This window comes from Streptomyces sp. NPDC012510 (assembly GCF_042955065.1).
In the GTDB taxonomy this organism is placed as follows: domain Bacteria; phylum Actinomycetota; class Actinomycetes; order Streptomycetales; family Streptomycetaceae; genus Streptomyces.
Window position 1 is genome coordinate 193,163 of sequence record NZ_JBIBEN010000011.1, and the last position, 14,701, is coordinate 207,863.

At 70.9% G+C, this 14,701-nt stretch carries 10 protein-coding genes; 2 read left to right on the forward strand and 8 right to left on the reverse strand.

The annotated features are described in order from the left end of the window. Positions 1-228: 228 nt before the first annotated feature. From ACFY9I_RS21920 to ACFY9I_RS21930, 3 genes are all read right to left on the reverse strand, one after another. Entirely contained in the window at positions 229-1,491 is a 1,263-nt protein-coding gene (locus tag ACFY9I_RS21920; RefSeq protein ID WP_391004035.1) for an FAD-dependent oxidoreductase, read from the reverse strand. A 189-nt stretch (positions 1,492-1,680) separates the two neighbouring features. After that, complete coding sequence (locus tag ACFY9I_RS21925; RefSeq protein WP_391004037.1) at positions 1,681-2,625, reverse strand: RNA polymerase sigma-70 factor; 945 nt, start codon at positions 2,623-2,625, stop codon at positions 1,681-1,683. A gap of 421 nt (positions 2,626-3,046) precedes the next feature. Then, a complete protein-coding gene (locus ACFY9I_RS21930) occupies positions 3,047-3,904 on the reverse strand; it encodes a GNAT family N-acetyltransferase (protein ID WP_391004039.1) in 858 nt (285 codons plus the stop codon). Positions 3,905-4,180: 276 nt separating this feature from the next. Between ACFY9I_RS21930 and ACFY9I_RS21935 the strand changes: the two genes are divergently transcribed. Together ACFY9I_RS21935 and ACFY9I_RS21940 are read left to right on the forward strand one after the other, a co-directional pair. Next, positions 4,181-4,876, forward strand: a complete 696-nt coding sequence (locus ACFY9I_RS21935) for a response regulator (RefSeq protein ID WP_391004041.1) — start codon at positions 4,181-4,183, stop codon at positions 4,874-4,876. Further along, positions 4,873-5,985, forward strand: coding sequence for a histidine kinase (locus ACFY9I_RS21940; protein ID WP_391004043.1), 1,113 nt, complete (start codon positions 4,873-4,875; stop codon positions 5,983-5,985). The genes ACFY9I_RS21935 and ACFY9I_RS21940 overlap by 4 nt, the downstream gene beginning before the upstream one ends. A 147-nt stretch (positions 5,986-6,132) precedes the next feature. Here the strand turns inward: ACFY9I_RS21940 and ACFY9I_RS21945 are convergent, their stop codons facing one another. From ACFY9I_RS21945 to ACFY9I_RS21965, 5 genes are all read right to left on the reverse strand, one after another. Next, positions 6,133-6,897, reverse strand: a complete 765-nt coding sequence (locus ACFY9I_RS21945; RefSeq protein WP_391004045.1) for a ribosome-inactivating family protein — start codon at positions 6,895-6,897, stop codon at positions 6,133-6,135. A gap of 457 nt (positions 6,898-7,354) precedes the next feature. Beyond that, the gene (locus tag ACFY9I_RS21950; protein ID WP_391004047.1) at positions 7,355-11,107 is read right to left on the reverse strand and encodes a helix-turn-helix domain-containing protein; all 3,753 of its coding nucleotides are present in this window, start codon (positions 11,105-11,107) and stop codon (positions 7,355-7,357) included. 532 nt (positions 11,108-11,639) lie between these two features. Further along, positions 11,640-11,903 (reverse strand): GlsB/YeaQ/YmgE family stress response membrane protein, encoded by a 264-nt coding sequence (locus tag ACFY9I_RS21955; protein WP_391004049.1) that lies wholly within the window; start codon positions 11,901-11,903, stop codon positions 11,640-11,642. A gap of 332 nt (positions 11,904-12,235) precedes the next feature. After that, positions 12,236-13,150 (reverse strand): ADP-ribosylglycohydrolase family protein, encoded by a 915-nt coding sequence (locus tag ACFY9I_RS21960; RefSeq protein ID WP_391004052.1) that lies wholly within the window; start codon positions 13,148-13,150, stop codon positions 12,236-12,238. Then, a complete protein-coding gene (locus ACFY9I_RS21965) occupies positions 13,147-14,391 on the reverse strand; it encodes a phosphotransferase (RefSeq protein ID WP_391004054.1) in 1,245 nt (414 codons plus the stop codon). Before ACFY9I_RS21965 ends, ACFY9I_RS21960 begins: the two co-directional genes overlap by 4 nt. Between the last annotated feature and the right edge of the window lie 310 nt (positions 14,392-14,701).

Genomic DNA, 14,701 nt, shown 5'->3' on the forward strand with positions numbered 1-14,701 from the left:
CTCAGCGGGCGCGCGACTCGTGTTCGGCAGCCGAGACGGCGACCGCGGTCGTGTAGCGGGGGCTGGTCTTGGCGCCGAGGGAGAAGACGTGTGCGAGGTGGAGGGGGTCCGCGCCGGTGGCGTGGGACGGAAGCGGGGCTGGACCCTCTTGTCGAGGGCCCCGCTCCGTTGTCCGGCCAGGCCGCCCCGTACGGGCCGGGCCATGTCGTCCGTCGGCCGCCGTACGGCTCAAACCGCGGCCTTCGCCGCCGAGTCCGCATGCCCTGCCGGGCTCCCCGAGCCCGTCCGCCCCATTTGATCCGCTCGACCCGCCTGATCCGTCCGGCCCGCCGGCTGTACCGTTCGGCGGCGGCGGACCGGCATGCCCACTGTCGGGTGGGCGATGGCCCAGGCCGCGCCCCTGCAGATGAGTTCCTTGTAGACGGCGGCGAGGCGGCCGGTGAGGGCCTTGGGGACGGCCCGGTCGTCCGCGGTGACGAACTGGATCAGGCCCTCCTTCCGCCCGAGCGAGACGCACTGTTGGAAGTAGCGGATCGGGATCTTGGGGAGCTTTCCACCGGTCAGGCGGGCCGCGATGGTGTCAGCGGCCTGCCAAGCGGTGGGAACGCCGGAGGCGCACGACATCCGCAGCGGCTTGTCGCCGGGCCCCTTCACGAAGGCCGCGTCACCGACGGCGTACACCTCGGGGTGCGAGAGCGAGCGCATGGTCCCGTCGACCACGATCTGACCCGTGCCGGAGACCTCCAGCGTGCTGGCCTCGGCGACCGGGTGGACGGCGAAGCCGGTGGCCCACACGGTGACCGCGGCCGGGACGGACGTGCCGTCGGTCAGGACGCGGTCGGCCTCGACGGCGGTGACGGCGGTGTGCTCGTGCACGGTGATGCCGAGCCCGGCGAAGACCTTCCGCAGATGTCCTCGGCCCTTGTCGGAGAGCCAGTCGCCGAAGCCGCCGCGGGCCACGAGGGCCACGTCCAAATCCGGGCGGGTCTCGGCGATCTCGGTCGCCGCCTCCAGGCCGGTGAGTCCGCCGCCGACGACCACCACGGGCTGTCCCGCGTCCAGCCGGGCCAGCCGCTCGCGCAGCAGGAGCGCTCCGGGGCGGCTGGAGATCTCATGGGCGTGCTCGGCGGTGCCGGGGACGCCCTGGGGGTTCCAGCCGCTGCCGAGGGCGTAGACGAGGGTGTCGTACCGCACTTCCTGCCTCCCGGTGCCGTGCGTGTCGACGACGGTGACTGTCCTGCGGTCGGCGTCGATACCGGCGACCTTGGCGAGCTTCACCTCGACGCCGGTACCTGCGAACATCTCGTCGAAGGGCCGGGGCTTGAGCTCCTGGCCGACCGCGAGCTGGTGCATCCGGACGCGTTCGACGAAGTCGGGCTCGGCGTTGACGAGGGTGATGGCGACGTCTGCGCGGTGCAGTCGCTTGGCGAGGCGCCCGGCGGCGGTGGCTCCGGTGTAGCCGGCTCCGAGGACGATGATGCGGTGCTGCATTTCCTGCTCCTGTCTGCGCGGGTCCGACGCTTGCCCTTGCTCGGTCACGCCCCTTGAACCGGGCAGCCCGTGGTTTCCTGACAGGAACAGGATGTGAAGCAGATCACACTCTCGGTTGGAAGGTGTGACCGGTTCGTCGAAGCGCGTCGGAGAGGCGTCTCGTACGAAGAGGTGTTCGGACGGCGTTCGTCAGAAGGCGTGGAACAGGGGTTCCCTGTGCTCGGTGGCCGCCCACACCTCGGTCGCGCGTTGCAGCTTGTCGGGGTTGACCTGGCTGCGGAACGCGACGATCCCTTCCGCGCCGATCTCCAGGCAGATGACCCCGACGACCCGGCCGTCGACGACCGCCAGGATCGCGGGGCCGCCGTTGGCCGTCGAGACGTGGATCTCGGGTGAGCCGCCGACCATGGCCCGCTTGACGGGGGCCGGCTTGAACAGGCCCCGCATGAACTTCGCGACCGCGAGGGCGCCCTCGAACGCCTTGGCGCGGGCCGGGACGTTTCCGCCGCCGTCGCCGACCGCGATGGCGTCCGAGGTGAGCAGCTTGACCAGCGGCTCGGTCTTCCCGCTGGTGGCCGCCGCGAGGAACTCCTCGACGATCCGCCGGGCCGCCGCCTCGTCGATCTCCGTACGGGTTTTGCCCGCCGCCACGTGCTTCTTCGCGCGGTGGAAGATCTGCTGGCTGGCGGCCTCGCTGATGTCGAGGATCTCGGCGATCTCCCGGTGCGGGTAGTCGAAGGCTTCCTTCAGCACGTACACCGCCCGCTCGTTGGGGGTGAGGCGCTCCAGCAGGGTGAGCACCGCGTACGAGACGGATTCGCGCTGTTCGGCGGTGTCGGCCGGTCCGAGCATCCGGTCGCCGTCGAGCAGCGGCTCGGGCAGCCACTGGCCCACGTAGGTCTCCCGGCGCGCGCGGGCCGAGGTGAGCTGGTTGAGGCACAGGTTGGTGAGCACCTTCGTCAGCCAGGCCTCTGGCACCTCGATCCGGTCGGCATCGGCGGCCTGCCAGCGCAGGAACGTCTCCTGTACGGCGTCCTCCGCCTCGCTCGCCGAGCCGAGGAGGCGGTAGGCGATCGCCTCCAGACGGGGCCTGGTCGCCTCGAACCGGTCCACGTCGTGCGTCGTCAGTGCCATGTCCCGGATCCTAGTGCGGCACCGTCTTCCCGGCCCTCGTCGCCGTGACCGTGTGACGGAGCGCATCCCCTGGAGCCGCTCGGCCCGCCTGGGTGATCACACGGTTCTGCGGCTGGGTGTATGGGCGGTCCTTGGATGACGGCAGCTCACCCTTGGAACGCCGCCCTGAGGCGGTGGGCCACCGTCCTCACATTGCCCGCCTGTGCCCGGCAGGACACAGAAACCGGCCGCTGAGCCGATTCCTTGCTGCTCTCCTCCAAGTCGACAGGGCGGAAAGGTAGGACCGACTTCATTGCCGGAACTGGGGCTTTGTAGGGGAAAACGGACACCGCCTGTATCCGAGTCTGGACGCCACTTGTCGATCACAGAGCCCGAAAATGTCGGTCAGAAGTAAAAGCACTGCGAAGTGGGCGGGGCCGACCTATTCGGCAGGTTCGGCGATCAGCGCCGTACCGATCTTGCGGAAGCCGAGTCGGGCGTAGACCCGCGCGACGTCGTCGTCACTTGCCGACAGGAAGACGGTCGCCGCACCCCGTGATCGGGCGTCGGCCACCAGTGCCGCGGTGACCGCGCGTGCGAGACCGCGACGGCGAGCTGCGGGAAGCGTTCCGACGCCGACGATCTCGCTGACTTCTGCGAGCGGTTGGTGCTGGCCTGCGGACAGCGCTGATCCATGCTCGACAGCTGCGGCGACCGCCGTCAGGCCTGCCCGGATACGCACGATCATGCGTTCCACCGATCCGTCGGCGACGTGGGCGTCGATCGCTTCCGCCAGATGCGATGTGCCCGCGAGACCGATGTGGCTTCCAGGCTCGGCGAAGGCGAGGTGAGGAACGGCCAGCGCGCCGGGCAGTATCGGATCGTCCGCGCCTACGATTTGCACGGATATGCTGCCGGACAACCCCTCCAATGGAGTTGCGGGAGTACCGGGATCGAGCACCATCAGCGGATGTTCGTGGACCACGAGGCCCGACTCCTCGACTGCTGCCCGCAGCGTGGGCGTGGTCTCGGCGACCCATTCGAAACTCTCCGGGATCCCTAGTTCCCGCTGGCGGGCACGGACCTTCTGCACGTCGGTGACCTCCAGCGGTCCGGTCCATCCCCGTGCGGGACGTGCGTAGAACGGCCAGCCCTGGCCCTCCCGCACGAACAGGGTCAGCGGCCCGTGGTCCTCGACTCGGGCACCGTGGCGTGGGACCGCGTCGTAGTACTCCTCGAGCCGGTCCAGCAACGCCCGCTCAGGATGATCGTCAAAAGCAGCAGAAGTCACGCCGGGCATCCAAGCAACAGGGCACCAGCGACGCCACTTCATTTCAAACCGCCTGCGGGGGTCGGCCGGTCCACCCCCAACACGTCCTGCCGCCCGCGCCACACCCCGCGCCCCCATCTGCCGGCACTGCCACCGGTAGACGGCCACTAGCTGCGGATCCGGCAGGAGGCTGCCGTCTTCCCTGCCGACTGGTGGGTGCTACCCCGCTGTGTGGCTGGAGCTGCCGCTCGCAGGCCGCAAGAGCTCTGTATGGCTTTAGGGTCGAGTCGGCATGGGCCGGACGGCATGAACGAAGGTGAGGCGGGGCGCGTGATCCGGGTAGTGGTGGTCGACGACGAGGCACTGGTCCGCTCGGGCTTCGAACTCATTCTGGGCGCGTCCGAGGACATCGAGGTCGTCGCGACCGCGAGTGGCGGCGAGGCGGTCGAGGCGGTCCGCCGGGAGCGGCCCGCCGTGGTGCTGCTGGACATCCGGATGCCGGACGTCGACGGGCTCACCGTCCTGCGTGAGCTGCGGACGCTGCCGGATCCGCCGGTGGTGGCGATGCTGACCACGTTCGACGCCGACGAGTACGTCCTGACCGCGCTGAACTCCGGCGCGGCCGGCTTCCTCCTCAAGGACACCGAGCCGGAACAGCTCGCCCACCTGGTGCGCACCCTGGCCGCGGGCGGTGTGGTGCTCTCTGCCAAGGCGTCGCGGGCCCTGCTGCACAGCCACCCCGGCACCGAGGCGGCCGTCGACGAGGAGGCGGCGCGGGTCCGGCTGCTCACCGCGCGGGAGCGCGACGTCCTCGTCCTGGTGGCGGAGGGGCTCTCGAACGCCGACATCGGGGCGCGTATCCACCTGGGGGCGGGCACGGTCAAGGACCACGTCAGCGCGATCCTCACGAAGCTGCGGGTGGCGAGCCGGGTGCAGGCCGCGCTGCTGGCGCAGCGGGCCGGGCTGCTCGACGAGCGCCCGCGGTCGGAGGTCGGGGGATGAGCCGTGCACGTGCCGTGTGGCAGCGGGTTCCCGCGCCGGTCGTCGACATCGTCCTGGCGGCGGTGGCGGCCGTGGATGTGCTGGTGGTGGACATGTGGGTGTACACGCGTCCCGAGGTCACGCTGGCCGCGGTCGGCTGCGCCGCGTTGGCGTTCCGGCGCAGGTTCCCGCTCGGCGTCTTCCTGATCACCCTGCCCATCGCGCTGATGCAGGATGTCGCCGTCGCTGTGCTCGCGGCGCTGTTCACCCTGGCCGAACGCTCCCGCAACCGCCCTCTCCTCGCGGTGTGTGTCGTCCTGGCCGCCGTCGCGAGCAGCACTCCGTGGCCCCTGGCCGAGGCCGACCGGACCATGACGCTGGTCTTCTTCGTGTACGGCCTGGCAACCAGCGTCGCCCCGGTCCTGTTCGGCCAGCTTCTCCAGGCACGACGGGACCTGGCGCGGCGGCTGACCGAGGTCGAGGAGGCCAGGGAGCACGAGCGGACCCTGCACGCCCAGGCCGTGCTCGCCCGTGAACGCGCCCAGCTGGCCCGCGAGATGCACGACGTGGTCTCCCACCAGGTCAGCCTGATCGCCGTACGGGCCGGGGCGTTGCAGGTCGCCGCCAAGGACGCGGACGCCAAGGAGGCCGCCCGCACGATCCGTTCGCTGAGCGTCACCACCCTCGACGAGCTGCGCACCATGGTCACACTGCTGCGCGCCTCCGGCGGCAACGCCACCGAGCTGACGCCGCAGCCCACCTTGGCCGACCTGCGCAAACTGGTGGCATCCAGCGGCACGCACACGGAGCTGACGGGTGAGCTGCCGCCCACCGTGGGCACACCCGCCCAACGCGCCCTCTACCGCACGGTTCAGGAGGCGCTGACCAACGTCCGCAAGCACGCCCCCGGCGCCAACGCCCGCGTCGAGCTGTGGCAGGACGGCGACGGCATCGGAGTGACCGTCACCAACACCCCTCCCACGCGCCCCTCCCTCTCCCTGCCCGGTTCGCAGCAGGGCTTGGTCGGTCTGCGGGAACGGGCCGACATCCTGCACGGCACCCTGGACGCGGGCCCCACCGCGCAGGGCGGCTACCGGGTGCGGCTGAGGATTCCCCTCAGCACGGACTGACATGCGGTTCCGTCGGCCCCGCGGCTCACAAGATTGACGCGTGAGCCGCGGGGCCGACAGCGGCCGCCGGCGCCCTGGACCCTGCTACGCCCGCCGCCCCGCTCCCCGTCCTGACGCGCAGAAGTCGCATGATCGACGGGGCAAGTCCTAATTGCGCATCGCGCCGACGTGTTGTGCGGTGAGGAAGACGTCGGACCCGTTGTCCATGCCGCTCGCGATGTGAGTGGCGATGGGGCGGAACCGGGAGGCCTTGGTGATGGCGATCAGGTAGCGCAGTATGCCGCGCGCCTGGGCGGTGCGGTCGGTGCTGCGGATGCCAAGATCCCTGAGGCTGTTCTCAAGACTGGTTTCGCTCAGGTTGACGGCGGTCAACGACTGATTCGCGACGCGGGCGAGGGCGTCGTAGCCCTCCTTGCCGACGAACCAGTCGTCATTGGTGACGTCGTCCTTGCGGGGGACATCGGGGGAAAGGTTCAGGGCAAAGCCGTGCGGGGTGTCGCTGGAGAAGAACCGCACGACGTGGAAGTCGCTGAACCGTATGACTGCATGCACCGCTGGGGTGTCGTTGTCACAGCTGATCACAATGTCGGCGAATTCCCGGGTCAACGTGTTGTCGGTGATGACGGTGTTCACCCCGGTGTCGGCGTGGGGTGTGCGGCGGCTGTCGGCGGAGGTCTCGGAGAGGTTCCGCAGCTGGTCGAGCATCGTCAGGTAGGCGCCTGAGCCGCCGCTGATGTTCCAGTGGACCAGGGGGAAGTCGACGTGTGTCCGGCCTGCGACGGTCTCGGCGTCGATCGGCATATGGTCCGCCGCCGTCGATGCGGATCTGTCGGTGCCCCCGAGCGGAAGAAAGATCACCAGAATCCCGAGAAGTACGGAGAGGGTGACCGTGATGAGGACACTGGTGGGCATGGTGTGCTCCGGTGGTTCGACGTGCGGCGATCTTGCTCACGCTCACAGCTAGGAGTTTGTTTGGCAGGCCCCTGTTGCCGCCGCATACAACTCCGGAGCATCGGACTTCATGTTGTTCGTACCGATATGGGGCCGATGCGGCTTCCCGCCGCTACTCAGTGGCTTTCGCCCCGACGGCGCGACGCGGACGCGTGCGGTCCGCGCGAGTGACGGGGCGCGGAGCCAGCCGCGCAGCTCGGCCTGGTATCGATCTTGAGGAACATCGGGCGGGCGCCGCGCCGGTGCGGGACGCCACCGGTGCACGGCGACTCCTCGACGCTCGCCGTCTTCGTACCCGGGCCGAAGACCTCATTGCCCGCGGACTGGCGCCGCGCACGTGCCGCACAGCGATGGCGGCGACAGCCCAGGCACGGTAGCGAAACAGACTGCCCGCCACTTTGATGATCCACGGAGGCGGTCAGGGGCAGACCCGCTGGTACGGCTGGTCTGGCAGGTACGTGTGCCACTGCGCCCGGGTCAACTCCGTGTTCCCGGCACGGGAGCAGACAAGGGATACCGCTCGGTCGGGATCCACGACGAACCGCTGGAGCGGGACGCGTGCGCCGCCCGCGTACAGCGTGGTGCTGTCCGGGCTGAAGGCGAGGGTGTCGACTCCCTCCCCCGACGTGGGCAGAGAAGGGCCGAGGGGTTGCTGGGTCGCGATGTCCCAGAGTTGGACGGTGCCCGCGTCGCCGCCCACGGCGAGCGTGCCGCCGTCCGGACTGAAGGCGAGAGTCGTGATCAACTCGGCCGAGTCGGAGGACGGATCGACGGGCGTCAGAAAGACGTTCCTCAGGATGCCCGCGCGGTGTCGGAGGTCGCCGTCCCAGACGGCCACCCGTCCCGTCCAGTCGCCCGCAGCCAAGCCGGAGCCGTCGGGCGCGAAGGCGATGGCTCCGATGCCCTCGCGCTGGACGAGGTCCTGGGTGCGGGACCGGCCCGCTCGGACGACGCGGTTGTTGGTCACGAGGAGCCCGCCGTCCGGGCTGACGGCCAGATGAACACCAGCCGGGCCGGGCAGGAGCGCCGTCCTCCGCTGCCGCATGGTGTCCCATGTCTCGTTGACGTAGCCGCCATCGGTCAGACGTGCGGTGAGGAGCGTACGACCGCCCGGTCCCAGGGCGATCGCGTCCGTCGGCATCGCGGACGCCGTCGCCAGGTCCACCGTGGTCTTCGCCCGTCCGGCGGCCACGTCCCACACCGTCAGACGCTGAGGCACCTGGTCCCAGCCGGGGACGGAGACTCCGTACGCGAACGTGTCGCCGTCGGGGCTGAAGGACAGCAACGGCTCGGTGACGTCCAAGGGGACGGTCGGTGTGCCGATGTGGGAGTCGGGACGTGACGGGTCCGGCAGGGTGCGCAGCAGACGGCCGTCGCGCGTGCTCCGCAGCTGGAAGAGGTAGCCGTCACCGCGACGTTCGGCGGTGGCGAGCGTCCTGCCGTCCGGGCTGAGCCGCACCCCGGCGAGCGGACTCTTGCGCCGGGCGCGGGTGAGCGTGGAGGTCAGGTCGAGAGTGTGAACCGTGCCCCCTTCGAGGTACAGCAGCAGGGGCCGCGAGGAGTCCCATGCGAGACCGGATAGCGACTCGTTGTCCAGGGAGTGCCGGAAAACGGGGGCGCCGCCGCCGGTGGGCAGCCGCCACACTCTGATTTCCTGGACGCCGCCGGTCGCCAGAAAAGAGCCGTCCGCGCTCACGACGGCGCCAAAGGCACCCGGGTGGGCGACGTCGCCGAGCTCTCGTCCCGACGCGGTGTCCCATACACGCACCCGGTCCCCGGAGAGAGCGAGGAGCCGGCCGCTGGTGAGGCCCAGCAGGGTGTCGTCACCACAGACACCCCGAGCGCTCGTCCAGGCACCGCGCCGGACGCTGCGCGCGGAGGTGTCCCAGACCTGCGGGGCCCGGCCGCGCGGGCAGACGGCCAGCAGCCGGTCGTCGTCGGCCGCCGCCTGGGTGAGCTCTCCCCTACCGGTCGACGGGGTCCGGAAGACCAGATGGCCGTCGGTGACCGAGTAGAGCCCGGCCCCGTCGTCGTCCGGGCTCCTCACCAGGTAGGTGCGGCCACTTGCCCCGAAGCTCACGGTGTCCCTGAACGGCAGGGGGTCCCCGATCCAGCGCTTCCTTCGGGTGTCCCACAGTCGCTGGGTCTGCTGGGCGGTCTGGAGGACGAGCACCCGGCCGCCCGGACCCGCGCCGAGTATCGCCCCTTGAGGTAACGGCCCGGAGGCGATACGGCGGTGGGTGCCCACATCCCACGTCCGCCAGGTGTTGTCGCCGACGCTGAGCAGAGTGCGCCCGGAGCTGTCGAGGAACCGGTTCGGTTCGTCACCTGGCGCCGGGTCGGTGAAGTTGCCCAGTTCGCGCTGGGCCAGCGCGCCCAGCAGGGCTCGGCGGGACTCCGGCAGCGGAGAGATCCGCCATGCTGCCACGCCGAGCAGCATCGCGGTGCGCGGGTCGGTGGTCCGCAGAGCCTCGGCGACAGCGGCCACCCGGCGGGCCGCGGTGTCGGTGCTCTGCTGCTCGCTGTGCTGACGCAGTCGTACGGCGGTCAGGCCGACGACCAGGGCCACCGCCAGTACGGCGCAGAGCGAGGCCGTGAGCGTGCGGCTCCGGCGCCGGGCCCGGGTGACGGCCCGCTCCTCCGCCGCCCGCTGGTCCGCAGCGGCGATCAGGAAGGCCGTTTCCTCGGAAGTCAGACCGTCGTAGCCGCCGACGTAGCCGTCGTCGCTGCTGCCGCCGTCGCCCGCGAACAGCTCCTCGGCCCGCGCCAGGCGGGTGCCCCGGTAGAGCGTGCCCGGGTCGCGGTCGTGCTCCAGCCAGGTGCGGGCGGCGTCGGTCAGCTGCCGATGGTGGCGCAGCCGCTCCCGGTCCGCGTCGATCCACTCGCGCAGCCGCGGCCAGCAGGTGATGAGTGCCTCGTGGGCGAGGTGTACTCCGTCGTCGTCTGTGGTCAGCAGCCGGGCCCGGGTCAGCCGCCCGGCGACGGCTCGCACGTCGGGGTCCTCCCACCCGGCCATTTCCTCCCAGGTGAGCGGGCGGCGGGTGTCGGCGTTGCCCTGGCCGGGCTCGACCATCCGCAGGAGCAGGTGCCGGGCAGCGTGCGCCTGCGCCGGTGAGAGTTCCCCGTACGCCTCCTCGGCGCTGGCCGCGATCGCGCCGCGCACCCCGCCGGCCGCTTCGTACGCGGCCAGGGTCAGCATCCGTCCTTTGCGCCGCCGCCAGGTCTCCAGCAGGGCGTGGGACAGCATCGGGAGTCCGCCGGGCTCGTCGAGTACGTCCTCGACGATCCGTGCGGTCAGTGTCCGCTCCACGATGAGCCCGGCCGCCTGCGCGGGACCGATCACCGCCTCACGCAGTTCGTCGGCGGTCATGGACCTGACCAGGAGTCCGCTGCCGTGCAGCGCCTCCGCCAGCCGCGGGTGCTCGGCGCACCGCGCGTAGAAGTCGGACCGTACGGCTATGAGTACACGCAGTCGGCTTCCCGGGGCGCGGGCGGCGAGCAGAAGGTCGAGGAAGCGGTCCCGCTCGGCGCGCTCGCGGCAGAGGGTGAAGACCTCCTCGAACTGATCCACCACCACCCAGCTCTCCGGATCGTCGGCCGCCGGCGTCAGCAGATGTCCGTAGGTGGCGGCGGGCCGGGCTCCCGGAGTGAGGATTCGAAGCACCGCCTTACGCCCCTGCTGCGCGATCTTCTCCCGCAGCGGGGGAATCAGACCGGCTCGCAGCAGGGAGGACTTGCCGCTGCCGGACGCCCCGAACACCACGGCGAACGGGGACCCGCACCCCAACTCGCCCAGCTCGTCGATCAGTCGGTCCCGGCCGAAGAACAGCTCACGGTCGTCCGGCTCGAAGCGCGCGAGACCACGGTAGGGCGGTGCGGCGTCGGTATCCTCCTGTCTCTCCTCCCCGGCCAGCGCCTCGGCCTCCGCCCACCGCGCCTCCCACGGAACGGGGTCCTCCCCGCATGCCTGGACGTACGCCTTGAGCACGGCCAACGACGGCAGTCGCTCGCCGCTCGCGGCCTTCGCCAGGGTCGTCACCGAGAAGCCGGCCTTCTTCGCCATGGTCCGGTACGACACGCCACCTGCCGAAACGCGCAACTCCCGAAGATCATGGGCGAGTCGCTGCACGGGACCGGCCGCCGGGTCGACCGGTAGTTCGGGACGCCCCACGGCGAAGCCTCTTTCGCATACAAGAAGAACAAGCTGATCAGCAGCACAAGCTACTTTTCGTCTCCCTCGGGCGAGAACCCTTTCCCACTGTGATGTTCGCCCGAGAGGGAGTTCGTACCGGCGGTGCTGAGTCTGTTCTCCCTGACGAGTGGGGGGATGACTGACAACTCCCGGGCTTCCGGGCTCGGTTGGACTACCTACGAGCTCTCGTCACCGAAAGCAGACGATCCCGGCGGCAGTGACCGCTCTCGATGACGGCCGAATCCTTGCCCTGTACACGCATCCCGCCGGTCGGCGTACGTGCCGCGCACCTACAGGCCGGCCGCACCTACAGGCCGGCACGCATGACGAGCAGGCCCACGGTGCCGGCGCTGACACCGATCGTTCGGACCAGGCGTTGCAGGGGTGCCGTCGAACGACTCCGGGCTCACCAGAGGTCGTATCGTTAGCGAACTCGGCCACGAAGCTCTGGAGTGCGGGAACACGCTGTGGGCAGCAGCCCGGCACGGCCGCCGACCGTCGTCCCGTCCCCTCAGTGCCGCGCCTTCGTGCGGTCGAGCGCCGCGATGCCCAGCGCCGCCAGCCCGATCTGGATGAGCCACTCGGCCCAGTCGACGCCGTCGGTGTCAGCCACGCCGACCCCGGCGGCGATCGCGGTTCCGATCAGCGCGGCGATGATGCCGACGAGGATCGTCAGCAGGATGCCGATGCGCTGCCGGCCCGGCACGACGAGTCGGCCGAGTACGCCAATGACAATGCCGATGACGATGGCACTGATGATGCCGTCGATCTCCATCTGTTCTCCGCCCCTTGTCGTCCGGATCCCCGCAACCGTGCGAGTGCCCTTCGAACGCGAGTGCAGTCCCCTCCTCGCCGCACGTTCTTCACCGGGTCGCCACCCCGTCCGCCTGACGGAGGCGGAGTGGACCGGTGCCACGCGAGGGGCGACGGGACCGGGACCGACTCGCGGACCCGTTGCATGCGGGGAAGGGGTCTCGGATGCTCGACGAGGTGTTCCGGCTGTGGAGCGTGCAACCGGACCCGTTCACCGAGAGCGGCGCAGACCTGTACCCGAGGCGGAGATGCGACGGCTGCCGGCCACCCGTCTGCGACCCGCCTGTCACGCCGTCATATCCCTGGTACGACCGAGGGCAGCGGTTCACGGGCCGGGTGCCAGGCAGGGGGGAGCGCGGCGACGCCCGTGCGAGCGGCGATCACCCCGCCCGCGATGGCACAGGTGGTGTCGATGTCCCCACGCCCGGCGACCGTGAGCCACAGGCCCTCGTGCAGGTCGTCGAGGTGCCCTGCCGCGCACCACAGGGCGTAGGGGACGGTGTCGGGGCCGGACATGCGATAGCCGGAGCCCAGGACCTCCGCGGCATGCCGGACCGAGGTGTGCTCCGGCATCCGCGCCGCGATGCGCACTCCCGACCGGACGTCGCTGTCGGGGAGTCGTGCGGCGACCGTCCGAAGAAAGTCCGGCCGGGTCGGGGCGTGCCCGTCACGGCTGCGGGTCGCGAGCGCCGCGGCGAGGGCGACCGCCACCGCCGCGGCGACGGCCTCCGGGTGATGGTGCGAGACCAGTGCCTGGCGGGCGGCCTGTTCGGCGACCGTGTCGAGGTCGGCCGGGTGCCAGGCACCCAGGGGAGCCGCACGCATGGCCGCTCCGTTGCCCCAGGAGCCCTGGCCGCCGAACTGTCCGGCGACCACCTCCGGCCACGGCTCGCCCGCCCTGATCCGACGAAGCACATCATGCATCGAGGCTCCGTAACCGCGGTGTGTGTCGTCGGCGTAGGCGGCGGCGAAGCGCAGGGCGAGGCGGTCCTGGTCCACGGTGCCGAGGCCCTCGGCCAGTTCCCGGACGAGAACGAGTGCCTGGGCGGTGTCGTCACTCCACCGCCACAGTGGTTCCGGGGGCGGCGTCCGCGCCTCCAGGGCCGCCGGACCGTCCCGGCGCAAGATGCCGAACCAACGGTCACCGAAGGCGTCACCGAAGGCGAGCCCGTGCAAGGAGTCCAGCACAGCGGTAGGCACGTTGATCATCGGGGCAGTATGGCAGCGCGACGGCGCTCCCGCGGTCCGATTCTCAGCGTCGGGTCCGCCGCGCACCGTAGCGCCCGGCGTATCACGGCGGCCGGATCCCCTTCGTGATAGGGCCGCTCGGACGCCTCGATGCCGTCGAGGAACTCCTGGTAGCGCACGGCGTAGGCGAGGTGCGCCAATGGTTCGGCCAGGGTGAGCGCGCGGGCGGGATCGCTCGCCGGTACGTGTGCCTTCCAGGCGTCGGCCCAGACGCGAACGGCCGTCGGGCGTACCGCCTCAGGGAGGAAGTCGTACAGCCGCAGACAGTCAAGGACCGGGTTGCCCCAGTGTGTGTCGGCGAAGTCCACGACGACCGGTGGCCGGCCGTCACTGCGCCAGTTGCCCGGGTGGAAGTCGGCGTGCACGACGGTGTCGGGCAGCCCGCAGTCGGCGAGCCGCTCCCAGCGGCCCGCCCAGCCTCTCACCTCGTCCCGCTCTTGTTCCGTGATGCCCGACTCCACAGCACCGTCGAGCAGTTCGTCCACCAACCCGCACAGCACCCGGTCCCGCCGGTCCCGTAGCCCGGCCGGCCGTCGGTCGGCCAGCGCGGCCTGCGCCGCGACGAGCCGGCGCACCCCGGCCTCGACCATGGCGGCGTCGGCCGCCCAGCAGTCCTCGCCGGGGATGTGCTCCAGCAACATCCGACGCTCACCCGCGGCGAGGACCGTCGGTACGAGTCCCGGATCCACTTGGGCGAACGCGGCGATGACCGTGGCCTCGTCCGTGGCGAAACGCGGGGTGGCCTTGAGCCACACCGGGCCCCGTGCGGTGGGCAGCCGGAAGAGACCCGCCAGGTTCCATGTACGCCGCTGCTCGACGGGCCCCGTCACGGGCCGCCCGAGCGCGGCCAGCGTTCGCGAGGCCCAGTCCAGCAGTTCGCGCAACCCGTCGGCCCGCGCCCATGGGGCACGAAGAGCGTCGTCCTCCACTGCATGGCAGTGGTGGTCGGGTGGCTGACTCAATCCGGCGAGTCCGGGTCGCTCCAACGCCTCCACCTGGTACGTCACATGTCCGTCCCGCCCGCCCTCGCCTCCGTCGACCCGCAGGAGGCGCAGGACGAGCACGGGCACCCCGAGTGCGCGCTCCACCTGCCCCACGACCGGTTCGACCTCCGCCCACCACGGAGTGGTGACGGGGAAAGGTCCGGCCACACCGAGGAAGTCCTCACCCGACGTCACCCACGCGCTCACGGTTCGGCTCACGGCGACAGTCTGAAGGCCGTGGTGGACGTGGGCGAACGAATATCGCCTCGGGCCGCATTCGCTCTCGAAGCCGGTGACGAAGTCGGTCTCGAAGCCGGTCCCGCACGCGGTCCCGTGAGGCCGGTCCTGTGAGGTCGGTTGTGGGTGGAGGGAGGGCCAGGGTGGGGCGAACGGGCGACGGCCGACCCCCCGGAGCGGGTCGGGCGCCGGTTCCCCCCCCCGGGGGGCGGTTGTACACCCATGGCGTGCGTCCCCCCCCGGGGGCGCCCCTGGCGGGTGGGGCGGCGCACCCCCCCCCCCCCCCCCCCCC